Origin of the sequence: Peribacillus sp. ACCC06369, from assembly GCF_030348945.1 — a bacterium.
Classification (GTDB): domain Bacteria; phylum Bacillota; class Bacilli; order Bacillales; family DSM-1321; genus Peribacillus.
On record NZ_JAUCEN010000002.1, the window covers coordinates 1247865 to 1272308 of the forward strand.

The window sequence follows — 24444 nt, forward strand, 5'->3', positions numbered from 1 at the left end:
TTCCTGTATGATATTACTATATGTAGGATCATGATACTTAAAGTGATGCTCAGGTTTAAAGGAATGGAATGAGGAATGCAAAATTCTTTTTGAGAAGGTTGTTGAACTTCTTTTAGATAAAAACCGAACAAATTATTCGGAGGGGTTAACTTGATAATAATTGAAAAAGAACAAATTGGACATATTCCTGTATTACACTTAAGTGAGGAAACCACTTCCCATCAGAAATTACCGCTTATTATTTTTATACATGGTTTTCAAAGTGCAAAGGAACACAATCTTCACTATGCTTATTTATTGGCTGAGAAGGGGTTTCGTGTACTTCTTCCCGATGTGATTCATCATGGGGAAAGGGAAGCTGGTTTAAGTGATTCCCAAATGATGCCCCGTTTTTGGGAAATGGTTTTACAGACCATCCAGGATTTATCTTTGATGAAGGATGATTTAATATCCAGAAAATTAATTGATCCTGACAGAATTGGTGTAGCGGGTACCTCTATGGGGGGAATAGTGACTAATGGGGCTCTTGCTGCTTATGATTGGATATCGGCCGGAGTCAGTTTGATGGGGAACCCATCATATGTCGCGTATGCAGAGCTCCAAATGGCGGAAATTAAGAAAAGGAAAGTTGATTTCCCCGCTACTGATGAGGAAGTTGCCAAGGTGATTGAACAGCTCAAGCCATTTGATTTGAGTCTTAATCAAGATAAACTTTCCAACCGCCCGCTTCTTTTTTGGCATGGAGCTAAAGATCCAGTGGTACCATATCAGCATGCATATCGCTTTTATGAAGGGGTCAAAGCGGGTTATAATGAGGCAAATGAAAAAATCAAATTTATTCTCGACCCTAAAGCAGGACACAAGGTCAGTAGAGAAGGAGTACTTCTTACTGCAGACTGGTTCGCGAAACATTTGCTGTCAACTGTGCAAAAAGCTTAAGTACTCACCCGAAATCTGTTATGATTCTAATACGGACAATGAAGAGATTTTCCATAAAAGGAGTGATCGAAGTGGATCAAGATACAAAAGACATTATTTTAGGAGCTTTGGAGCAGGTCATTGACCCGGAGCTTGGTATAGATATCGTGAATTTAGGTTTGGTATATGATGTTGATATGGATGAGGATGGTCTGACTACAGTAACGATGACATTGACTGCAATGGGCTGCCCGATGGCTGGGACGATTGTCGATCAAGTGAAATTGGTTCTGGAAGATATTCCAGAGGTCAAGGAAACGGATGTTAAAATAGTCTGGAGTCCGCCGTGGACCAAAGACAAAATGTCCAGATATGCTAAAATTGCATTAGGAATCAAATAATAACCAGGTAATAGAAATATAAAGCCAGTCAAAAAACAGTGAATCCATTCTATGGAGCCACTTTTTATGGTCTGGTTTTTTTCTAATACTTATGGCTAGGAGTGGTTAATTGAACAGTCATATAAAAGATTCAATGGACAGGCCACTAAGGGATTTAAGGATTTCAGTCATAGATCGGTGCAACTTTCGCTGTCAGTATTGCATGCCTGCTGAAATTTTTCATGAGAATTTTCAGTTCCTGCCTAAAAGTGAGCTATTATCTTATGAGGAAATTGTAAGGCTTTCTAAAATATTTGCAAGCTTAGGGGTTAAAAAACTAAGGTTGACAGGCGGGGAACCATTACTCCGGAGAGATCTTACCACTCTGATTTCAAATCTCGTTCAAATTGATGGTATTGAAGATATCGGATTGACTACGAATGGTGTCTTCTTGAAAAAACATGCCGCGAATTTGAAGGCAGCTGGTTTGCAGAGGGTTAATATCAGCTTAGACAGTCTCGATGATGAACTTTTCAAGAAGATGAACGGCAGGGACATCGGGGTAAAGCCGGTCATTGAAGGCATAGCTGCTGCCAAAGTAGCTGGGCTTGGCGTTAAAGTCAATATGGTTGTGAAAAAAGAAACCAATGAATCCCAAATCCTGCCGATGGCCCGTTTTTGTAAAGAAGAGGGCATTCAATTACGCTATATAGAATTCATGGATGTCGGACATACAAATGGCTGGCAGTTGAAGAATGTCATTACGAAAAAAGAATTGCTCGAGATGCTCCAAACCGAATTCAATCTTGAACCGGTTGATGAAGATTATTTTGGAGAAGTGGCAAAACGCTTCCGTTATAAAGGCACTACTGCAGAAGTGGGCTTCATAACATCAGTATCCGAGTCTTTTTGTTCCAGTTGTACACGTGCACGACTTTCTGCTAATGGAAGTTTATATACATGCCTGTTTAATGGAAAGGGGCATGACTTGAAGTCATTGCTACGTTCCGACATGACAGATGAAGAATTGACAGAATTCATCATTTCACTTTGGAACCATAGGGACGACCGCTATTCAGATGAACGGGCAGCGGGAACAGTGACAAAACAGGAAAAAATCGAAATGTCATTCATTGGCGGGTAAAAAAAGTGATCCTGTCTGAATGAATATATACTAAATTAGGGGATGGCAACTATGCCATCCCCTAATTTAGTATTATATATAGTTGTTAAGGCTTTCCGATGCTTGTCATTAACTTATACGGATTTTTATGCATTTTTTATAATACTGTGAAATTATTATATCGAATCCTTTGTAATGAAAATAATTAAATGGTCCTAGGGATGAATTTGAAAACAATCATTTTAAGATCAAGTAAGACATTATGCAATCGCTGTTTTTATGGAAGGGTTTTAATCGATGGTACAGATTTCTATTGGACAGTTTTCACAGTCGATTTCCTGCTTCAAATAGTCTAAGTCAAGAATCGTAATGCGTCCCTTATTAATGGAGATGACATTGTTTTTCCTTAATTGGGCTAGCATTCGATTGACTACCTCGCGGGATGTGCCGCAAAAATTGGCGAGTTCTTGGTTTGTAAAAGGAAGATTGATAACTTTACCGTTTTCAACTTCAGTGCCATAGCTATTTGATAAACGGATGAGGGTGGAGTAAAATGCACCTTTCTTACCGTGCAGGAGCATATCGCGGAATTTAGACTGATTTTTACGGTTTTGAACGGATAACCATGTCATCATATCAACTGCAAGATGGCTATCGGAGGCGATTTTCTCTTCTAATGCTTCTTTGGAAATAACCGCAACAGTTCCATCTTCCAACATTTTTGCATTCATCATATATTTAGGATTTTGAGAAAAAAGGACTGTTTCCCCAACCAAATCATTCTCCGAACAAATGCGCATAGTTAATTCACGGCCGTCGGGAACAACCTTACTCACTTCTACTTTCCCTTTTAAAATGTAATACAAATCACTTGCTGGGGTGCTCTCCTGGAAAAGGAAGCTCCCTTTTTCCATATGTTTAACTTGCTGTTCATTATCTAAAATTGCATGCATCCGATTGGATAACGAAAATTCATTCACGTATATGACCACCTTTTAAATACCTTTATAACACAATCACTACCTTTGATTTAAACGGAAAAAACACTAGTAGTCAACAACTTTGGATAATTTTAGAAGATCATTTGGATAATTTTCCATATTAAAGTGAAGTTGCTAATTTTATAAAAATACATTTGATTTTATTTTTATTCAGTCTTATAATAATAGAATCAAAGAATGACAGGGACTTGAAATTATAGGAGATGGTTTTATGAACGTATCAATAGTAGGTGCAACGGGTTATGGAGGAGTGGAACTAATAAGGTTCCTGAATAATCATCCGCAATTTAAAATAAAATCATTGCATACTTCATCCCAATTTGGTCGGAATTTATATGAAGAAAATGCACATTTAATGCATATGAAAGATAAATTAGAAGAAATTGACCCGGAAGCGATTGCAAAAAAATCCGATATTGTATTTCTTGCAACTCCTTCTGGTGTTTCCTCGCAATTAATTTCGGAATTTTCTGACCTTGATATTAAAGTAATCGACCTTTCAGGAGACCTCAGGCTTCAAACCCCGGGTGAATACGAACACTGGTATAAAAAACCAGCCGCCCCACAGCATATTATTGAAGAAGCTGTATACGGATTGGCTGAATGGAATGCCGAAGCAATAAGAAAAGCAACGATTGTTGCGAATCCAGGGTGCTACCCAACTGCATCACTTTTAGGCCTCGCCCCTTTATTCACTGAAGGATTGGCCGGAGCAGCCGCAGAAGTGATCATCGATGCAAAATCCGGGGTTTCAGGCGCGGGTAAATCACTTTCGGCCGTTACCCATTATAGTGAAATGAATGAGAACTTTAAGATATATAAGGTAAATCAACATCAACACATACCGGAAATCGAACAACAGCTTGGACGATGGTCATCGGATTTACAACCTATTACCTTTAATACCCACCTAGTTCCAATGACAAGAGGGATTATGGCAACGATGTATATAAAGGTAAATCGGGGGACTTCAAATGTTGAATTAAAGGATTTATACGAAACAGTATACGAGAACCACCCATTTGTCCGGGTACAGCCGCTCGATCGCTTTCCATCAACGAAACAAGTATATGGATCGAACTTTTGCGATATTGGCGTCGCATATGATGAAAGGACAGGTAAGGTAACGGTGGTTTCAGTTATTGATAATTTAGTGAAGGGTGCTGCAGGGCAGGCCATTCAAAATGCAAATATATTAATGGGACTAGAAGAAACGGCAGGACTATGGAACAGTCCGCTATATCCGTAAATTTTGGAGGGAAATAATGAATACACTACAGTCAGTTGAAGAAATCAAACAAATTAAAGAAGGAAACATTTTAATGCCACAAGGGTTCAAAGCGTCAGGTGTCCATGCAGGATTGCGCTACTCCAAAAAGGATGTTGGCATCATTTTTACCGATGTACCAGCGTCAGCGGCTGCGGTTTATACACAAAATATAGTTCAAGCAGCTCCAATCAATGTAACGAAAAACAGCATTGCCGCTACTGGAAAACTTCACGGCATTGTAGTCAATAGTGCCTGTGCGAATGCTTGTACAGGAGAACAGGGTTTAAAAGATGCAAATGAAATGAGGAAGCTTGCGGCTCAAAAGTTCGGTTTGGAGGATCATTCTTTTGCAGTGGCTTCAACTGGAGTCATTGGGGAATACATGGAAATGGAAAAAGTTAAGAAAGGCATAGAGTCCTTACAGCCAGAAAATACATCTGAAGCTGCTGAAGATTTTGGTACCGCCATTTTAACAACGGATATTGTAACGAAAAGCTGCGGTTATGAAACAATGATTGACGGTAAAACCGTGAAAATGGGCGGAGCTGCGAAGGGTTCGGGAATGATTCATCCAAACATGGCCACAATGCTCGGTTTCATTACAACGGATGCTGTCATTGAACCGAATGATTTACAGCAAGCACTATCTTCCATAACCAATGATACATTCAATCAAATTACGGTTGATGGTGACTGTTCAACGAACGACATGGTGTTAGTGCTAGCGAATGGAAAAGCGAACAATGAACCTTTGACGCCTGACCATCCTGAATGGTCTGTCTTCCTGGAATTATTAAAACAAACATCCGAAAATCTGGCCAAACAAATTGCGAAAGACGGAGAAGGTGCCACAAAACTTATAGAAGTGAATGTTCATGGCATGCAGACGAAGCAAGATTCACAGATGATGGCGAAGACGATCGTTGGATCAAATCTAGTGAAAACGGCAGCTTTTGGAGCGGATGCAAACTGGGGACGAATCATTGCTGCAATGGGAAGAAGCGGTGTGGGGTTCAAGCCGGATCAAACAACGATTGTTTTTGGTGATATCGTCGTACTTAAAGATGGTGAGCCAATACAGTTTTCTGAGGAAGAAGCCAAGGCTTACTTGGAAAATGAAAGTATCATCATTCATGTTTATTTGAAAGACGGTAATGAATCGGGAACGGCATGGGGCTGCGATTTAACCTATGATTATGTAAAAATAAACGGAAGCTATCGTTCGTAAGGAGGAAAGAATGAACATATTAGTCATTAAGTGCGGCGGCAGTATCATTAATGAGTTATCGGAGTCGTTTTTCAATAGTGTTAAAGAGTTACAAAACCGGGGGTATCATATTGTCTTTGTTCATGGAGGCGGCCCAGATATAAATTTGATGCTTGATAAATATGAAATTGAACCAGTCTTTGAAAATGGTTTAAGAAAAACGACCACTGAAGTGATGGAAATAGTGGAACTTATCCTGGCAGGCAAATCGAACCGCAGTCTCGTTCATAAATTAGAAGCACACGGCTTAAAGGCAGTTGGTTTAAATGGTTCTGACGGCGGAATTCTCACAGGTGAGTATATAGATGAACAGAAACTTGGAGCTGTAGGTAAGATACTAAAAGTCAATACTGAATTACTTGGACTTTTATTCGAAAATGGTTATTGTCCGGTATTGACGCCAATTGCAACTACCGAAGAAGGTACTAAATTAAATGTGAATGCTGATATGGCTGCAGGGTCAGTAGCGAAGGCACTATCAGCCGATATGTGTTTATTTGTGACCGATGTTAAAGGGGTCTTGAAGAATGAACAGAACATTGAGAAATTGACTGAAACGGAAGCAAAGGAATTGATCGAGGATGGAAGCATCCATGGAGGAATGATTCCAAAAGTCAATACAGCGCTGTCGGTTCTTAATAAAGGGGTTGAAGAAGTGATGATCGTTAGTGGAAAAGATCACTTTTATCAAGGCGGACAATTCATCGGAACGAAATTTCTTCAGGAAGAAGGGGTATTTCAATGAGTTCTTTATTTCCAACATATGCAAGGTGGAACATTGAGCCAGACACAGCGTCAGGAATGAAGATTACGAGTACAACTGGTAAAGAGTATCTGGATTTCACATCCGGAATCGGGGTTTTGAATCTTGGGCATTGTCATGAGAAGGTAAAAATGGCCGTCACGGAACAGCTTAATAAATATTGGCATGTTTCCAACATGTTTAACAGTTCCATACAGGAACGGACAGCAAAAATGCTGGCAGATGCCTCTGGTCTAAGCCAGGTGTTTTTTGCCAACAGTGGTGCCGAGGCGAATGAGGCAGCTATCAAACTTGCACGTAAAGCTACTGGGAGAAGCAAAATTGTCACATGTCAGCAGTCTTTCCACGGCCGCACGTTTGCAACGATGGCTGCAACGGGACAGGAAAAAATCAAAACTGGTTTCGGACCTATGCTAGCTTCGTTCGAATATGTTCCATTTAATGATAATGATGCCATGACAGCAGCCATTGATGAAAATACGGCGGCTGTAATGATTGAAATAGTTCAAGGTGAGGGCGGCATCCATGTTGTACAGCAATCCTATCTGGACGCGATTCAAACTAAATGTCAAGATCACGGAGCCCTTCTTATCATTGATGAAATCCAGACTGGGATAGGACGTACAGGGAAACCATTTGCATTCCAGCATTTCAATATCCAACCGGACATCATCACTTCTGCTAAGGGGCTGGGAAATGGCCTGCCAATCGGGGCGATGATTGGGAAGGAAAGGCTGTCGGAGTTCTTTAACCCTGGAAGTCATGGATCCACTTTTGGAGGTAATCCCGTTAGTGTCTCAGCAGCTGAAGCCGTTTTAATGGAAATTTTCCAATCAGGATTTTTAAAAAGTACCGTGAAAAAGGCTGAATACCTTGAAAGTGAATTGGCAAAAGCATTAAATGATTCGGAAGAAGTGATAGAGATTCGCGGACTGGGAATGATGGTCGGGATTGAATGTAAACAAGATGTTCAGGGGTTTTTAATGGAACTTCAAGAAGAGGGCTTATTAGTATTGAGTGCAGGTTCTAAGGTACTTCGTTTACTTCCATCTCTGACAGTTACTGAACCAGAGATCGATATGGCGATAAACAAAATTAAAAAAGTATTGGCAATTAAACAAACTATCTAAATTGAATGAATTTTTATAGAATAAAATGAATAATTATGCTATTCTATATATAAATATACATCATCTAAAGAGGTGAAGATCATGAAAAGCTATCTATATTTAGAGAATGGTTCCGTCTTTGAAGGGGAACTGCTGACAAAATCGACTGAAAAAGCAATCACTGGAGAGATTGTCTTTTTTACAGGAATGACCGGATATCAAGAAGTATTGACAGATCCTTCATATAAGGACCAGATTGTCATCTTCACATATCCTCTGATCGGAAATTATGGAATCAATGAATATGATTTTGAAAGTAAGAAGCCGCATGTTGCGGGTGTTATTGTATATGAAGGAAATATGGGCCATTCTCATTATCAAGCTAAATATTCACTTGGTGAATATTTAGACAAGTGGAACATTCCTCTTTTAAGCCATGTTGACACAAGAGCGGTCGTTAAGAATATAAGACTGGAAGGTTCCATGCAAGCAGTCATCACAGCGGAAGAAAAATTCACTGTCGAACCTGGTCTGAATGGTTTATCCGCCCACGTTGCTGAGGTATCCACAAAGGTGGTCGAGAGTTTTGGAGAAGGCGACAAGCACGTGGTGATGATGGATTTCGGTTATAAAAAATCCATATTGGATTCATTGGTTGAGCAAGGCTGCCGAGTTTCGGTCGTACCATTCGATACTGAATTCGAACAAATCAAGGACTTGAAGCCAGATGGTATTTTGCTTTCAAATGGGCCTGGGGATCCAAAACAGCTTGAATACCTTTTAGGAAACATAAAAAAGATCATTACGAATTTCCCGACGATGGGCATCTGTCTCGGTCATCAATTAACGGCACTAGCCTTTGGGGGAAATACAAAAAAAATGCTGTTTGGACATCGCGGAGCGAATCAGCCCGTGGTCGATTTGAAAACGAAAAAGGTGTATATGAGTTCTCAAAATCATAGTTATGAGGTTGATGAACCGAGCTTACAAGGAACATCGCTTCAAGTGAGATTCAGAAATGTGAATGATAGTACAGTTGAGGGGCTCATGCATGAAGACCTGCCAATATTCACTACCCAGTACCACCCAGAGGCAAATCCAGGGCCTATCGAGAGTTCACTACTATTCAACGACTTTTTACAAATGATAAATGATTATAGCGGGAGAGAAAAAGCTTATGCCTAAGGACGACACGATAAAGACCATATTAGTGATTGGTTCGGGGCCGATTGTCATCGGGCAGGCCGCCGAATTCGATTATGCAGGTACACAGGCCTGCCTCGCTTTAAAAGAAGAAGGATATAAAGTCATACTGGTCAACAACAATCCGGCAACGATCATGACTGATGATATGAATGCGGATGCTGTCTATTTCGAACCTTTAACCGTCGATGTACTGGAAAAGATCATTTCCAAAGAAAAGCCGGATGGCCTGCTCGCTACATTAGGAGGTCAGACAGGATTAAATCTTGCTTATCAATTGGATGATGCCGGAGTACTTGAAAAATATAAAGTCAAATTATTGGGAACTCCAATCGACTCCATCAAAAAGGGGGAGGATCGTGAACTGTTCCGTGAGCTGATGTTTGAAATAGGAGAACCAGTTCCAGACAGTACAATTGTCCATTCTCTTGAAGAAGCGCTAGCTTTTGCCGATAAAATCGGTTTTCCCATCATCGTTCGTCCTGCTTATACACTAGGAGGCACTGGCGGTGGGATTGCTGATTCACTGGATACCTTTAAGGAACTCGTACGGGGCGGACTCCAAGAAAGCCCGATTACACAATGCTTGATTGAAAGAAGCATTGCTGGATTTAAAGAAGTCGAATATGAAGTGATGCGAGATGCCAACAATACGTGCATCACCATCTGTAACATGGAAAATATCGATCCGGTAGGGATTCATACAGGTGATTCAATCGTGGTGGCGCCATCACAGACCTTATCTGACGATGAGTTTCAGATGCTGCGTGCCGCTTCCATTAAAATCATCTCTGCTTTAGGTATTATAGGCGGCTGTAACATTCAATTTGCACTTGATCCGAATAGCAAACAATATTATCTAATAGAAGTTAACCCACGCGTCAGCCGTTCGTCGGCACTAGCTTCAAAAGCAACAGGTTATCCAATAGCTCGCATAGCTGCAAAGCTTGCTGTCGGCTACCATTTATCTGAACTTATCAATCCTGTAACGAAAAGCACATATTCAAGCTTCGAACCTGCTCTTGACTATGTAGCGGTGAAGTTCCCGAGGTGGCCATTCGATAAATTTACGACCGCCAACCGCAAATTGGGAACACAGATGAAGGCCACAGGTGAAGTGATGGCTTTACACCGCAGCTTTGAGGGGGGAGTCCAAAAGGCAGTCGATTCTTTGGAATTAAAAACGAATGGACTGCAGCTAGCATCGCTGAAAAATAAAACGGTTCCTGAACTTTGGGGGAAGCTTGCCGAAAAATCTGACGAACGAATATTTGTCATTTTTGAAATGCTTAGAAAAGGCGTGACGATTGAAGAAATCCATGAAGCGACAACCATAGATTATTTCTTCCTTAAATCCTTTGCTTCATTGATCCAAAAAGAAATGGAAATCGAAGCCATGTCAATCGATCAGGTGACTAAGGAAGAATTGCAGTCATACAAGGAAAAGGGTTTCTCAGACCGCTATCTTGCTTCCGTATGGAATGTAAGTGAGATGGAACTGAGAGCACATCGGATATCACTTGGCCTTACGGCGGTCTACAAAACGGTTGATACATGTGCAGCCGAGTTCGAATCACATACTAACTATCACTATTCAACATATTTTGGTGAAAATGAACAGAAAAAGACTGATAAAAAGAAAGTCTTGATGATTGGCAGCGGTCCTATCAGGATCGGACAGGGAATAGAATTTGATTACTGTTCCGTTCACGGGGTTTATGCACTCCAAGATGAAAATGTTGAAACGATCATGATCAATAATAACCCTGAAACGGTAAGTACGGATTTTGCGACGGCAGATCGCCTTTATTTTGAGCCGTTAACCCTTGAATACGTTCTTAATGTAATAGAAGCGGAAGATATTGAAGATGTAATCGTTCAATTTGGCGGACAGACTGCGATAAATCTCGCAAAAGGCCTCGAAGATTACGGTGTCAATTTGTTGGGGACTTCATTTGATACTCTTGATCAATTAGAAGACCGTGATCGCTTTTATCAGCTTCTTCAAAAACTGGATATCCCTCATGTGCCGGGTTCAATGGCTAATGGTGAAGAACAATTAATTGAACGTGCAGAGGCAATCGGTTTTCCAGTGCTCTTACGCCCATCCTATGTAATTGGCGGCCAGGGAATGGAAATCATCCGCTCCAAGGAAAGCTTATTGAATAGAATGGAAAATGGAACGGCACTTGTATATCCCGTGCTAATCGATTCTTATATTCCGGGAAAAGAAGCCGAAATCGATTTGATTGCAGATGGAAATGATGTATATATTCCAATCATTGCTGAACATGTTGAAAAAGCTGGGGTTCATTCAGGGGATAGCATGGCATTGTTGCCGGCTCAATCCTTAACGGATGATATCAAAGATAAAATGACCCTTTATGCCAAAAAACTAGTAATGGAGCTTGGTTATAAAGGACTTATGAACATCCAATTCGTGATTGACGGAAATAGTGTATATGTATTGGAAGTGAATCCCCGTGCCAGTCGGACCATTCCAATCATCAGTAAAGTGACTGACGTATCCTTAGTGCAAATAGCGACAAAAATATTGCTCGGGAAATATTCATTGTCGAATGTGTTCGATAAAACGGGCTTGATGGAAGAAATTCCATATGCAGTCGTAAAATATCCAGTATTCTCTACATTTGCACTTAGCGGACTTGATTCGAAGGTGGGGCCGGAAATGAAATCAACAGGTGAAGGAATCGCCATCGGAGAAACGGTAAATGAAGCATTGACAAAAGTATTTCATGCTCAAAACGCAAAAAATACCTCAGGTGTATATCAATCCGAATCAGTCCAATTAAGTGAAGATTTACTTGTTCAAATCGAAGAAGCAGGTTTGACACTGGGGGATTCTGATTTTGATGAATGGTTAAATGAAGGGAATGCAGCGGTCGTATTGGCATATGGAACAACAGAAGAAGATAAGAAGCTAAGGTTACTGGCAGCAAAATATCGACTACTTGCATTTACGGAAGAAGAGACTTTTAAGGCCTATCTACAATCGTTGGAAAATGCTGATCCAGGGGTTACCTCGCTTCAGGAATGGCTTGTATCATATTCGAAAGGAGTGTCACACGTATGAGTTCAATGACGGCACCGACACAAGCGAAGATTTTAAATGGAAAAGATTTTTTGACCATGAAGGAGTCTACACCCATAGCAATTGAAGATTTGTTAAAGCTAGCGCAGACCATTAAAGGCAAATGGCAAGCTGGTGAAGAATATACACCTTTAAAAGGGAAAACGCTGGGGATGATTTTTGAAAAATCGTCTACCCGTACCCGTGTATCTTTTGAAGTTGGCATGATGCAGCTTGGCGGACACGCTTTGTTCTTGAGTGGCAATGACTTGCAAATTGGACGTGGGGAAACTATTTCCGATACTGCAAAAGTCCTTTCTGAATATATAGATGGCATCATGATTCGTACCTTCGAGCATGAAAAAATACTGGAGTTGTCAGAAAATGCCTCTATCCCAGTCATCAATGGGTTAACAGACCTTGCACATCCCTGTCAGGTGCTTGCTGACTTCTTGACGATCATCGAGATTAAAGGACAGCTAAAAGGCCTGAAGATGAGTTATATCGGAGATGGCAATAATGTTGCCAATTCATTGATGGTGGGCTGCGCAAAAATGGGAATGGACTTTTCCATTGGGTGTCCTGAGGCCTACAAACCTGACGAAAAGGTCGTTGCCTATGCTCAAAAAGTGGCAGAAGAGACTGGCAGTGAAATTGTGGTGACAACCTCAGCTTCGGAAGCTATAAAAGATGCGGATATCGTCTATTCCGATGTTTGGACCTCCATGGGGCAGGAAATCGAGAATAGCATTCGCTTAGAAGCTTTTAAAAATTATCAAATCAATGGTGAACTTGTAAATCTTGCTAAAGAAGATTATTTATTCATGCATTGCCTGCCTGCACACAGGGAAGAAGAGGTAACGGCTGAAGTCATCGATGGACCTAATTCCGTCGTTTTCCACCAAGCCGGAAATCGTCTGCATGCCCAAAAAGCGGTTCTAGTGGATTTAATGTCTTAACCAAAAAAAGCGTCTGCTCTCTGAGCAGACGCTTTTTGATTCTGCTGATTTCCTGTGTGTCCTTAATTTTTCTGACATGAAAGAAAGGAACCTGGTAATAATAACAAGGAAAGCATGTAAAGGGGTGAAATCTATGGGGCAAAATCGTCAATTCAAGCCAGGTCAGAAAGCGCCTAACAATGGGACCTACGTAGAAATCGGTGAAACTGGCAGCACGGTAGTGAATCCGAAAATGGTAAAACTTGATGCAGGGGACGCTTTTCCTGAAACATCCAATCACAACCGGATATGGACATATCAGCGAAAGCCATGAAAAATCTAAAAGCAGGAAAAAGGAATGATTTCCATCCTTTTTCCTGCTTTTCTCATTCAGCGGTGTAACCGAATATTTTCGAGATCTCCAAATAGCTCTTTCTTAAATAGTGGCTTAAGGGATCATCGTAATGATCTGGAATGCTTTCGGTGAATCCAACGGCAGTGATCGCTCCCAATAATTCTGAATTATAATTAAAAACCGGGATGGACATCGAGGAAACAGAAGGTACAAGAGGCTCTTTGGCAAAAGCGATCTTGTATTTCCGAATATCATGATATTCATTTGTTTCTTTCAGGAAAGGCCCGGTAACATTACGATCTTTTTCAATCCAGTCCGCTGTCAAGGAAGGATCCTGAAAAACAGTGAATACTTTACCTGAAGAGGATGATGGGGGAAGACGCGTACCCAACTGGGCCCCGATGTTTAAGTTTTGGTTGGAATTCCATATTTTTGCCGTGATTGGTCCATCGTATGTCCAAACGGAAAAAAGGACTGTGCAAGAGGTATTGTGACTAATTTCCTGTAAATAAGGTGTTATTCTGCTCGTGATGTCCTCATTTCCTATGGCTGCCATGCCATATTGAATCAATTTGCTCCCAAGGTGATACATACCGGTTGTCTTATCACGATATAGTAACTCCAGTTGAGTCAATGTATTCAAATACTTATATAGGTTACTTTTCGTTATGTCCGTTAATTCTTGAATATCAGAGAATCTTAACGGATTTCTTTGGGAAGCAAGTAAATCTATGATGCTCATCCCTATTTGTAATGATTGAATCGTCGAACCGGATTTTACGATTTCCATAAGTCAATCTCCCTAATCTGTTTTAATTTAGGTCTAGTATATCAGAATCTGTAAAATTTAAATGAAATTAAAGTAAGAAAAAATCAGCCACTTGAAAGCTATCAATATACTTTATTATTAATAAATGAATTTTTTGTCTATTTCATAAATTTTCCAAGTGGATTCAGAAGAACTCTTAATGGTGTAAATGATAACATTTTCACAAAATTATTTACAATACTATCTTGACAATATTCCGAAAATTAAGTTATCATTTATATAAATAGTGAACTAAGTTATCTATTAGTGAATTAATGAGATGAGCATTTATCATTCATATTCTGGTTTGTGAAGTTAATCCAGCAGAAATGGCCCACAAAAAAAGAACTAAAATCAGCTTTATAAAAAATCCAGATTAATAAAGGAGAATGAAATATGAAATTAGTAACTTTCAGCAGTCAGGGATTTAAACGTATTGGTGCAATTTACCCAGATAATGTAATAGTGGATTTGAACTATGCCTATCAAGCGCTTCTTGAAAGCGAAGGGAAACTCCGCAGTGAACAAATCGCTGAAGCGTATGTCCCTGCAACAATGGAGGCATTTTTACAGGGAGGGAATGAAAGCCTTTCCATCGCGAAAAAGGCAGCGGATTATGCATTGAACAATCGTGATTCCTTCAGACATAAAATTGTACATGAAATTGAAGATATAAAGCTTGAGGCCCCTATCCAAAAGCCAAGCAAAATTATTTGTGTCGGACATAACTACCGTGAACACATTGCTGAAATGGGTCGCGAATTGCCGCCATTCCCTGTGGTATTCGCAAAGTTCGCCAATACAGTAATCGGTCCCCAGGATGATATACCGTTTTTCCCAATCTCTGAACAACTTGATTATGAAGCGGAATTCGCTTTTGTAGTCGGACAAAGGGCACGTAATGTTTCAAAAGAAGATGCTCTTGATTATGTAGCTGGTTATACAATTGCGAATGATGTTACGTACCGTGATATCCAACGGCGTACACTTGAGTGGCTTCAAGGGAAAACGGTTGAAGGAAGTGCTCCGTTGGGGCCTTGGTTAGTCACTTCCGATGAACTATCCGATCCATCTGGCTTAAATGTCCGATTAACGGTAAATGGTGAAGAACGCCAAAAAACGAATACATCCAACTTCGTATTCGATGTGAAGTATTTAGTTGAATTCTTATCGAATTTAATGACTCTTGAACCAGGTGACATCGTACTCACAGGAACACCGGGTGGGGTAGGAGTAGCCCGTGATCCACAAGTGTTCTTAAAAGATGGTGACGTTGTCAAAATCGAAATCGACAAAATAGGTTATCTTGAAAACCGTGTGCGACTTGTCGGGGAGGGAAAATAAAATGGCTTATCAGGAAATCGGGATATCAATCCAATCGGTTCACCAATCAATCGACCACATTCTTGAGACAGTGGCAAATCTCCCGGAGGAAACGATCAGATATAAGCTTGCAGATGATGAATGGTCAATCATGCAGATACTTTCCCATTTAGCTGAGGCCATCCCTTATTGGTTAGGTGAAGTGGAAACTGTAATAGCGAAGCCTGGAGCCAAATGGGGGCGTGGCTTGCAAGATCCAGCCCGATTGGCAGCCGTTACCCATACTGACAAACTTGCTGTTGATGATGTCTTGAAACAATTGGAGGAGCTTAAATATAAAGTGGAAAGCAGGCTCGGGAATTTAGATGAAGAAACACTATCTAGAGAATCGCCACACCGAAATTTCGCAAAATTCGGAAACAAACCCGTTTCTTATATTGTGGAACACTTCATCGATGAACATATTTCAGGACACTACGATCAAATTAAGCGAAATCTTTCTAAAATCCAGTGAGAAAAGATAAAAAAAGAAAGTTGGGATTAATATGGCTGAAAAATTGGAATACATGAATAGTGCAATCGTAAAGGATTTTACAAAGGATATTCAGCAGTATAACCTTGGGCCTCTGTGGGAAGCCATTCCCGCTCTGATGGACCATGAACCTAAACCACATGCCCATGCTTATTTATGGAAAGAAGAGCTTTTGACTAAAAAGTTGATGGAAGCAGCTGAAATCTTCACACCTGATCGAGGAGGGGAGCGGAGGGCCATTTATTTTCAAAACCCAGGCTTAACTTATCGTCAGCCTTGGGGATGGGCTTCGACAACACAAACGCTTTATGCAGCGGTTCAGCTATTGTTGCCTGGTGAAGTGGCTCCTTCCCATCGTCACTCTCAAAGTGCCCTTCGTTTCATTACAAATGGTGAGGGTGCCTACACCATCGTGCAAGGAGAAAGGATATTCATGGAAGAAGGGGATTTCTTGATCACGCCAAAAAACCTATGGCATGGTCATGGTCATGTTGGAGAAAAACCGATGATTTGGATGGATGCCCTTGATATCCCAACTATCTATTCAATAGGTGGCACTTTCTTTGAACCATACCCAGACCGGGTTGAAACGCCTAAACGGCCTGATGATTTTTCAGAGCTCCGTTATCAAGGCGGAATGGTTCGTCCGATATCCGATCGTTATTCACAAGTGGCACCGCTTGCCAACTACAAATGGAAAGGCACCAAAGCAGCGATAGAAGGATTAATGAACTTCGAACCAGATCCATTTGAAGGTTTTGCTGTGGAATATATCAATCCTTCAAATGGACAAACGGCAAATCCGACGATGGGGGCATGGATGCAGAAACTGCCAAAAGGATTCCATACCAAAGCACATCGCCATACCCATTCCACAATCTATCAAGTGCACCAAGGTTCAGGCTATACGGTCATTAATGGAGTGCGTTTTGATTGGTCCAAGGGAGATTATTTCGTCGTTCCGAATTGGGCTTGGCATGAGCATGTTGCAGAAGCCGATTCTTACTTATTCTCGGTAAACGACCTACCAATAATGGAGAGATTCGATTTGGAACAGCAACAGGCATTAGACACAAACAATGGTTACCAAAAGGTTGAAAGTGAATTCAAGCCTGTTTTGGTTTGAAAATAATCGGTTGAAACTTTCAGAATGATCCTAATGAATATATAGAATGCCAGTTTAATGAAAACGCTTACTATGGTATTGGTCCACAACATTGGCTAAAAGCTACTTATATAGGGGGAATTGATGATGAACACAGAAAAAAAACCATTCATCGTTATCGGTGGGGGAATTGGCGGATTGGCAACTGCTTTAGGAATCGCAGAAACTAAACAGTATGTAAAGGTCCTTGAACAAGCTCCCGAATTTGGTGAAATTGGTGCAGGAATTCAGCTTGCCGCAAATGCAACCAACGTATTAAAGCGTTTAGGCGTCATGGAAAAAATCAATGAAATAGCAGTCTTTCCAAAAAGATTGGTACTGATGGATGCTTTTTCTGGAAAAGAGCTTTCCGCTTTGGATTTAGGTGATGTTTATAAAGAAAGATATGGAGCGCCTTATATTGTTTTGCATCGTTCCGATTTGCATAAAGTACTGGCTGAGGCCTGTGATATGAACCCGTATATTGAACTGGTAACGAACCAAACCATTATTGAAACAGTAGAAAATGAGGGTGAAGTGACGGTTACTTCTGCCAACGGGTCCCAACATTCAGGAACGGCTGTCATTGGAGCCGATGGATTATGGTCTAATGCACGGAAACTGTTTGTTGAAGATCAACCGGTCTGCTCACAATATGTTGCATACAGAGGAGCGATTCCGATGGAAGAGGTTACGAGTCATGGAGATTTAGATGATGTATATATGTGGATTGGACCAAACCTTCATCTTGTTCAATACCCGGTTAGAAGGGGAGAACTATACAACCAAGTGGTGGTCTTCAAAAGTTCTCAATACACGGAAGAAAACGAAAAAACAGATCAATGGGGTACCCCCGAAGAAATGGATCATGTATTCGCCGGAACTTGTGAGCTTGTTCAGAATGCAATTTCATTCATTCAACGGCAACGCCGCTGGCCAATGTATGACCGTTTACCAATTGATAATTGGACAAAAGGGAAGATTACGCTAACGGGCGATGCTGCACATCCGATGCTTCAATACTTGGCACAAGGGGCTTGCCAGGCTTTAGAAGATGCAGCTTATATGGCGGATATGCTTCATAAGCATGGGAATGACATTGAACAGGCATTTTTGGACTACCAAGAGGAACGGATTCCGCGTACGGCGAATGTTCAAACCAGCGCTAGAATGTGGGGGGAAATCATCCACAATGAAACCGATGCCGGAATTCTGCTCAGAGATACAATCCTTGCAGGTCGCACGGATAAGGATTTCAAATTCGTCGATGAATTTCATGGTTATAATAAAATGGCCGTGAAAGCATAAAGCTGATTCGTTTCATAAAAATCTTATGATGGGATGTAATGAATTTACAGATGGGTTTTGCCTTTCTTCTTTATGAAGAAAGGCTTTTGCCGTTCATCCTCCATAATTGCATTTTTATAACATTCCTTTACATGGGGAGAATTAGAAGTATAATGAAAATATAAAGGTCAAACTTGGTCAAATCAAGAGGGGTTTCGTTCATGAAATAGATGAATGGGAGGTTTTAAGATGGATATTAATAAAATGACGGAGAGAACCCAACAGGCAATCATTGGCGGCCAGGAGCTAGCTAAAGATAGAGGGAATCCCGAGCTGACGGAGCTTCATTTATTAAAGATTTTAATGGAACAGGATGAAAGTTTATTAATCAGGATTTTATCGGAATCTGATAAACCGATGAATCAATTTGATATAGAGCTTAATAGGGAACTGGATCGATTACCGGAAGTGAGCGGAAGTGTTTCCCAGGTTTACATGTCATCCTCCTTACAGGGAATTTTGACCGCTGCCGAAAAAGAAATGCAGATGTGGGAAGATGAATATTTATCTGTCGAACATATACTTCTTGCGTCGTTGCAGGTCAATAAAACGAATGTAAACAGGCTTTTTTCATCATATGGGATTGATTATGATAAAGCAAAACAGGTTATAAACGATATAAGGGGGAATCAACGAGTGACTAATCAAAATCCTGAAAGCACATATGAGGTACTTAAAAAATACGGCAGAGATCTCGTTGCTGAGGTTAAATCAGGGAAGGTCGATCCCGTAATCGGTCGAGATACGGAAATCCGTAACGTCATTCGGATACTATCACGTAAAACGAAAAATAATCCTGTATTAATTGGAGAACCTGGAGTTGGTAAAACAGCCATTGTCGAAGGGTTGGCACAAAGGATCGTGAGAAAGGATGTGCCGGAAGGATTAAAGGACAAGACCGTTTTTTCACTTGATATGAGTGCGCTTGTCGCAGGGGCAAAATTCCGCGGTGAATTTGAGGAAAGGCTAAAAGCGGTGTTGAATGAAATCAAGAAAAGTGACGGCAAAATCCTTTTATTCATTGATGAATTGCATACAATTGTCGGGGCCGGAAGAACGGATGGCGCGCTTGATGCCGGGAATATGTTAAAGCCGATGCTTGCACGAGGGGAGCTGCACTGTATCGGTGCAACAACCCTGGATGAATATCGACAATATATTGAAAAGGATCCGGCTCTTGAACGCCGTTTCCAACAGGTTCTGGTTCCTGAACCGGATGTGGAAGATACGATTTCAATTTTGCGTGGATTAAAGGAACGGTTTGAAATTCACCATGGCGTCAGGATACATGATCGGGCGATCGTTGCAGCCTCTGTCCTTTCGAACCGATATATAACGGAGCGATTCCTACCGGATAAAGCGATAGATCTTGTGGATGAAGCTTGTGCGATGATCCGAATGGAAATCGATTCAATGCCCTCCGAGTTGGATGAAATCACGAGAAAAGTCATGCAACTTGAAATTGAAGAAGCGGCCTTGAAGAATGAGGAGGACCCTCAAAGCAAAGCAAGGCTGGAAGTGCTTCAAAAAGAACTATCAGAACTTCAGGATCAAGCGAATAGCATGAAGTCCAAATGGCAAATGGAGAAATCAGCTCTTCAAAAGGTGCAGGATCAACGTGAAGAGCTTGAGAAACTGCGCCATGAGCTGGAACAGGCAGAGAATGACTATGACCTTAACAGGGCAGCAGAACTTCGGCACGGAAGGATTCCACAGCTTCAAAAAGAATTGGAAGCAATGGAAGATGAATTGGAAAAGGAAAAACAGGAATCACGGTTGCTTCGCCAAGAAGTGACTGAGGAGGAAATTGCCTCGATTGTTGCAAGGTGGACGGGGATTCCCGTAAGCAAGCTGGTGGAAAGTGAAAGGGAGAAGCTGCTTCGCCTTTCTGATATCCTGCATGAACGCGTAATAGGTCAGGGAGAAGCGGTGGAACTAGTATCCGATGCTGTTTTACGGGCAAGGGCTGGAATTAAGGACCCCAACAGACCGATTGGTTCATTCATTTTCCTGGGGCCGACTGGAGTAGGTAAAACTGAACTGGTAAAAGCTTTGGCAGAAACGCTATTCGATAGTGAAGAACATATGATCCGAATCGATATGTCGGAATATATGGAGAAACATTCCGTGTCCCGCCTTGTTGGTGCACCTCCTGGATATGTTGGTTTTGAGGAAGGCGGCCAACTAACGGAGGCAATTAGGAGAAACCCATACTCAGTGGTATTATTGGATGAAATTGAAAAGGCGCATCCTGAAGTCTTCAATATTTTGCTGCAAATGTTGGATGATGGTAGGATAACGGACTCCCAGGGCAGAACAATCAACTGTAAAAATACAGTGATCATCATGACTTCCAATATCGGTTCCCATTTCTTGTTGCAGTCCAACCTGATAGATGGTGGAATTGAAGACGAAATAAAAGATCAAGTCTTTAAAGAATTAAGAGGGCATTTCCGTCCGGAATTTTTGAATCGCGTAGATGACATTGTTTTATTCAAACCTCTTACGAAAACAGAGATCGTTGAAATCGTAGAAAAAATGGTTCAACAATTACAAGTAAGGTTAACTGAACAAAATATTATCCTGAACGTCACTGAAGCGGCTAAGGAATTCATTGCGGACCAGGGATATGATCCGGTATATGGGGCCAGACCATTGAAGCGATTCATCCAAAAGCATCTTGAAACGAAAATCGCCCGTAAGATCATAGCTGGGACAGTTGGACTGGAAATAACGATTGATTATGATCATGATGAATTGGTCCTCATATAAAATGTAGTTTACCCGAAAGCAAAGTACGGTATAACAAAAAGGACATCCTAAAAAGGATGTCCTCTTTTTGTTTCTTAATGTTGATGAGAGTCTTTTGCTGGCCCAGCAGGCATGATAGCAGGGATGATGCAAATCAGGATAGCAGCAGCTACTCCTAAAATCGTCCCCTGCGCAGCATCGTATGAAACTCCGATCATGGAAGAAACAACATATACAGTCATATGCACTAATAAGAATGTCCAAAAAATTGTCCAAGCATAACGCATCGAATTTCACCTCATTCCACTACATTCATTTTTATCTTACCATAATTAATATACAGTTAAAACGTGTTTTTAGTAATAACCATTAAATAATTCATTACCTTAAATCATAAGAGAAGTTTTCAGGCAGTCTAGTTGGTACCTATGGGAAAAGGGGAATTCTGGGTATTCAATAAAAAAAAACCATCCCAGCTTGGTTAATTTAAGATAAGAAGTTAGGCGTTACCACTGACCCTTTCTATTTTTCGTCATAAATTAATATAGTAGTAGTAATATTCCTTAAAGGAGTTAGACCGATGGAACAACGAACTTTTCAAATTGATGACCAATGGAATATCATCTATTATCCAGAGCGGCCCAGTGGTTTTTCCGTAATGGTAATTGGAGACCGTAGTCATTTTGTCGAAAAAGACAGCAGCTTTTGGCTGCAGCATCCTGGCAGGTTGCGGATATTGGAATATTTAAAGGAATACGGATACACGCTATTCTCATCCAATTTTCACGGAGCCAACTGGGGCAGCCCTAAAGCAATGGACCTTTCCCTTAACCTATATATCCTTTTCATGAAAAAAGAAATAGTCAATCAAAGGGTTCATATATTGGCAGAGGGGACAGGCGCGCTCCTTGCCTTAAAGCTAATGAATGAACTTGGAAATAAAATACGTTCTGTCGTATTAATCGATCCGGTTTTTTCCTTGAAAGCTCAACTGGAGAAAGAAAAGGAAAATAAGTTCTTCTATAAAAAGTGGCTGTCCGAGGTCGCTGCTGCATATGAGCTCGATCCGGCAGAATGTGAACAGCATATTCTGGACACTGATGATACAGTGATCGCTGAGAAAATCCCCATGAAAGTGATTCAGGTTTTTGGAAGCATGCGGAAAGAGCAAGCCTCCCTTTATCGGGAAATCCAACTGGCTAGGAAAGCAGACTTGCAGCTGACTTATTTATTGCCTGAAAAACGTTATAAAATCCCCTATCAAATACAGAAGTTTTTCAATGAGAATGAAGAGTCTTTATGAGAATGGATATATTTTCACAATAGTTTGCATACGATACAGCATCTAAAAAAACTAGACGTGTCGAGTGAAATGGGCTTGATGGCATACGAGGAGGCTGTATTTATGCAAACATACATTGTCATTGGCACTTATCAATTTGTGGGATTCCATGTAACTCAATATTTTTTGAACCAAGGTGAAGAAGTAATCGGAATTGATTGGGCTGATTCCGAAGCAAGTCGATATATTATGGAAGAAAAGGAACTTGAAATAGGTAGAAGTTCGAACTATATATATTTTCCGATAAATAAACTTAAATTATTGGATAGTTCACAGCAGGACACTGTTTTCATATCTTGTTACGATATTCAAAGCGGAAAAACGGGTAAAATCGATTTTCTTATAGGCGAAATCGTTTACTTCATTGAAAAATGCAAAAAAAATGGGTCTAATCAAACGCCGAATTTTGTTATTTTCATGCCAATTGAAGGAGATGTCAGTATTTTTCAGTCCATTTTAAACTCGATCGAAGGAATTGATTCTGCAAAAATCATATTTTTACCGACGATTTATGGACCTTGGCAACCGGAAGGCATGAGCTTTGAGGCTGGAATCAATCAACTTGGACAGTCAGATATCAAAGCGGCAATCGCTAACGAATATACCGGAGATGCCCTCTTCATCACTGATTTTGTGAATGATTTGGAAGCAGTGCTTACCTCCACTTCCGATAGGGCCATCCAATTGTGCAGCAGTATTGATGATCATTGGAATAAATGTGCCAAGTTAATATTTGGTGAAACTATGGATTCATTCATTTCCCAACCAAAAACTAAAATCAATAAAGGATCAATATTTGAGGTGCACAGCAAAATGGACCCGGAAGAAGGCATTGCTCTACAAAGAAAACATAATAAAAGATTAAATTTACTTAAAGAGTGGAGAAAGCGTGATTAACGGGGAGAGGACCTTAATGCTTAAATTCGAAGGAATATATAAAACCGAAAGCTTCGTTATTTGGAAAGGACAAAACTGTATATTTGCCTCTACCCTATAAGTCTTGTACTATAATGTTCAAGGATAGGAATAAACGTCAAAAGATATTCATGATTTTATATTTGCGCCCTTTACGAAAGGGACAAGTGGAATTATGATAATATTGAGCTTTATTTGGGCATCACAATGATCAATTGATGGTTATTCAAAAGATAGGGGGAAATGCAAATGAGTTCAGATAAAACTCTTGAATTTATGGGGATCGCCATGAAGTACTTCCCAGAGGCTAAAGCGAAGCTTGAAGCAAGCGGGATTCCATTCTCAATGGAGATGGCAGAGCCATTCATGGAGCTCTTTAAAAGCGTGATGCAAGAAGCTTATGAGCTTGGAAAACAAGATGCTCAGCGTTAATTGAAGGTAGGCTGTCCGGGTAAAAGGGCAGCCTTATTTTTTTATTCCTTTTTCAAGAACTTGGCGATCAATGGGTTCAGGTTAATTTTATCGATGGCCGGTTTGTATTGACTGTATAAGCAAATCAAAGTTTCAACACTCTCCATCAATTGCATGTAATCAATCTTCGATTCCTCTTGCTCAGGTTCAGCTTTCCTGCCAAACATCAAATTCGAAAAATGATCATCCTGGGTTCCCTGGTTGTTGCGATTGAAGATGTCCACAATAAATTCCTCCTATCTCCTTTTATTTATAATGTATGTCCCCAATTTCCCCTGGCATAGGCGCTTGTCCGACTTCGGAAAGAGATTTCTTTAGCTATTCAAATTGTTAACTCTTGCAAGGAAGTGTTTTTTTATATAAAATTAGTACCAGGTAATAATAGATGCTTAT

23 protein-coding genes are annotated in these 24444 nt (G+C 40.6%); 19 read left to right on the top strand and 4 right to left on the bottom strand.

Annotated features, from left to right (window positions below):
- Window positions 1-150: 150 nt before the first annotated feature.
- The 3 genes from QUF78_RS06945 to moaA all read left to right on the top strand — a co-directional run bounded on the left by QUF78_RS06945 (window position 151) and on the right by moaA (window position 2442).
- A complete protein-coding gene (locus tag QUF78_RS06945) occupies window positions 151-939 on the top strand; it encodes an alpha/beta fold hydrolase (RefSeq protein WP_289324102.1) in 789 nt (262 codons plus the stop codon).
- A 38-nt stretch (window positions 940-977) separates the two neighbouring features.
- Entirely contained in the window at window positions 978-1319 is a 342-nt protein-coding gene (locus QUF78_RS06950) for a metal-sulfur cluster assembly factor (protein WP_370014223.1), read from the top strand.
- A 109-nt stretch (window positions 1320-1428) separates the two neighbouring features.
- Entirely contained in the window at window positions 1429-2442 is a 1014-nt protein-coding gene (gene moaA / locus QUF78_RS06955) for a GTP 3',8-cyclase MoaA (protein ID WP_289324104.1), read from the top strand.
- A gap of 269 nt (window positions 2443-2711) precedes the next feature.
- On the opposite strand, the gene QUF78_RS06960 is transcribed toward moaA, so the two are convergent.
- On the bottom strand, window positions 2712-3374 hold the full coding sequence (locus QUF78_RS06960) for a Crp/Fnr family transcriptional regulator (RefSeq protein WP_483313880.1): 663 nt from the start codon (window positions 3372-3374) through the stop codon (window positions 2712-2714).
- Window positions 3375-3633: 259 nt separating this feature from the next.
- On the opposite strand from QUF78_RS06960, the gene argC reads away from it, so the two are divergent.
- The 8 genes from argC to QUF78_RS07000 all read left to right on the top strand — a co-directional run bounded on the left by argC (window position 3634) and on the right by QUF78_RS07000 (window position 13397).
- Window positions 3634-4671 (top strand): N-acetyl-gamma-glutamyl-phosphate reductase, encoded by a 1038-nt coding sequence (argC, locus tag QUF78_RS06965; protein WP_289317484.1) that lies wholly within the window; start codon window positions 3634-3636, stop codon window positions 4669-4671.
- A gap of 16 nt (window positions 4672-4687) precedes the next feature.
- Window positions 4688-5920, top strand: coding sequence for a bifunctional ornithine acetyltransferase/N-acetylglutamate synthase (gene argJ / locus QUF78_RS06970; RefSeq protein WP_289317483.1), 1233 nt, complete (start codon window positions 4688-4690; stop codon window positions 5918-5920).
- Between the two features lie 10 nt (window positions 5921-5930).
- Entirely contained in the window at window positions 5931-6704 is a 774-nt protein-coding gene (gene argB, locus QUF78_RS06975) for an acetylglutamate kinase (protein WP_289324106.1), read from the top strand.
- The gene (locus QUF78_RS06980) at window positions 6701-7852 is read left to right on the top strand and encodes an acetylornithine transaminase (protein WP_289324107.1); all 1152 of its coding nucleotides are present in this window, start codon (window positions 6701-6703) and stop codon (window positions 7850-7852) included. Before argB ends, QUF78_RS06980 begins: the two co-directional genes overlap by 4 nt.
- Window positions 7853-7933: 81 nt before the next feature.
- Complete coding sequence (locus QUF78_RS06985) at window positions 7934-9016, top strand: carbamoyl phosphate synthase small subunit (protein ID WP_289324108.1); 1083 nt, start codon at window positions 7934-7936, stop codon at window positions 9014-9016.
- The gene (locus tag QUF78_RS06990) at window positions 9009-12128 is read left to right on the top strand and encodes a carbamoyl-phosphate synthase (glutamine-hydrolyzing) large subunit (protein ID WP_289324109.1); all 3120 of its coding nucleotides are present in this window, start codon (window positions 9009-9011) and stop codon (window positions 12126-12128) included. Before QUF78_RS06985 ends, QUF78_RS06990 begins: the two co-directional genes overlap by 8 nt.
- Window positions 12125-13084, top strand: coding sequence for an ornithine carbamoyltransferase (gene argF, locus QUF78_RS06995; protein ID WP_289324110.1), 960 nt, complete (start codon window positions 12125-12127; stop codon window positions 13082-13084). Before QUF78_RS06990 ends, argF begins: the two co-directional genes overlap by 4 nt.
- A gap of 133 nt (window positions 13085-13217) precedes the next feature.
- Window positions 13218-13397: a YjzC family protein gene (locus tag QUF78_RS07000; RefSeq protein ID WP_061462081.1), complete on the top strand. Its 180-nt coding sequence runs from the start codon at window positions 13218-13220 to the stop codon at window positions 13395-13397.
- Window positions 13398-13449: 52 nt separating this feature from the next.
- Here the strand turns inward: QUF78_RS07000 and QUF78_RS07005 are convergent, their stop codons facing one another.
- Entirely contained in the window at window positions 13450-14208 is a 759-nt protein-coding gene (locus tag QUF78_RS07005; RefSeq protein ID WP_289324111.1) for an IclR family transcriptional regulator, read from the bottom strand.
- 414 nt (window positions 14209-14622) lie between these two features.
- On the opposite strand from QUF78_RS07005, the gene QUF78_RS07010 reads away from it, so the two are divergent.
- The 5 genes from QUF78_RS07010 (at window position 14623) to clpB (ending at window position 21344) form a co-directional block, all read left to right on the top strand.
- The gene (locus QUF78_RS07010) at window positions 14623-15570 is read left to right on the top strand and encodes a fumarylacetoacetate hydrolase family protein (protein WP_289324112.1); all 948 of its coding nucleotides are present in this window, start codon (window positions 14623-14625) and stop codon (window positions 15568-15570) included.
- Between the two features lies 1 nt (window position 15571).
- Entirely contained in the window at window positions 15572-16063 is a 492-nt protein-coding gene (locus tag QUF78_RS07015; RefSeq protein WP_289324113.1) for a DinB family protein, read from the top strand.
- Window positions 16064-16094: 31 nt separating this feature from the next.
- Window positions 16095-17207 carry a cupin domain-containing protein gene (locus QUF78_RS07020; RefSeq protein ID WP_289324114.1) on the top strand — a complete coding sequence of 371 codons (1113 nt, stop codon included), beginning with the start codon at window positions 16095-16097 and terminating at the stop codon, window positions 17205-17207.
- A gap of 126 nt (window positions 17208-17333) precedes the next feature.
- Entirely contained in the window at window positions 17334-18533 is a 1200-nt protein-coding gene (locus tag QUF78_RS07025) for an FAD-dependent monooxygenase (RefSeq protein WP_289324115.1), read from the top strand.
- A gap of 228 nt (window positions 18534-18761) precedes the next feature.
- Window positions 18762-21344, top strand: coding sequence for an ATP-dependent chaperone ClpB (clpB, locus tag QUF78_RS07030; protein WP_289324116.1), 2583 nt, complete (start codon window positions 18762-18764; stop codon window positions 21342-21344).
- A 74-nt stretch (window positions 21345-21418) separates the two neighbouring features.
- On the opposite strand, the gene QUF78_RS07035 is transcribed toward clpB, so the two are convergent.
- Window positions 21419-21610 (bottom strand): YjzD family protein, encoded by a 192-nt coding sequence (locus tag QUF78_RS07035; RefSeq protein ID WP_289317470.1) that lies wholly within the window; start codon window positions 21608-21610, stop codon window positions 21419-21421.
- Between the two features lie 293 nt (window positions 21611-21903).
- Between QUF78_RS07035 and QUF78_RS07040 the strand changes: the two genes are divergently transcribed.
- The 3 genes from QUF78_RS07040 (at window position 21904) to QUF78_RS07050 (ending at window position 24012) form a co-directional block, all read left to right on the top strand.
- On the top strand, window positions 21904-22626 hold the full coding sequence (locus tag QUF78_RS07040) for an alpha/beta fold hydrolase (protein ID WP_289324117.1): 723 nt from the start codon (window positions 21904-21906) through the stop codon (window positions 22624-22626).
- A 102-nt stretch (window positions 22627-22728) separates the two neighbouring features.
- The gene (locus QUF78_RS07045) at window positions 22729-23562 is read left to right on the top strand and encodes a Rossmann-fold NAD(P)-binding domain-containing protein (protein ID WP_289324118.1); all 834 of its coding nucleotides are present in this window, start codon (window positions 22729-22731) and stop codon (window positions 23560-23562) included.
- 267 nt (window positions 23563-23829) lie between these two features.
- A complete protein-coding gene (locus tag QUF78_RS07050) occupies window positions 23830-24012 on the top strand; it encodes a ComZ family protein (protein ID WP_034314525.1) in 183 nt (60 codons plus the stop codon).
- 41 nt (window positions 24013-24053) lie between these two features.
- On the opposite strand, the gene QUF78_RS07055 is transcribed toward QUF78_RS07050, so the two are convergent.
- Window positions 24054-24275 (bottom strand): hypothetical protein, encoded by a 222-nt coding sequence (locus QUF78_RS07055; RefSeq protein WP_289324119.1) that lies wholly within the window; start codon window positions 24273-24275, stop codon window positions 24054-24056.
- Window positions 24276-24444: the final 169 nt, after the last annotated feature.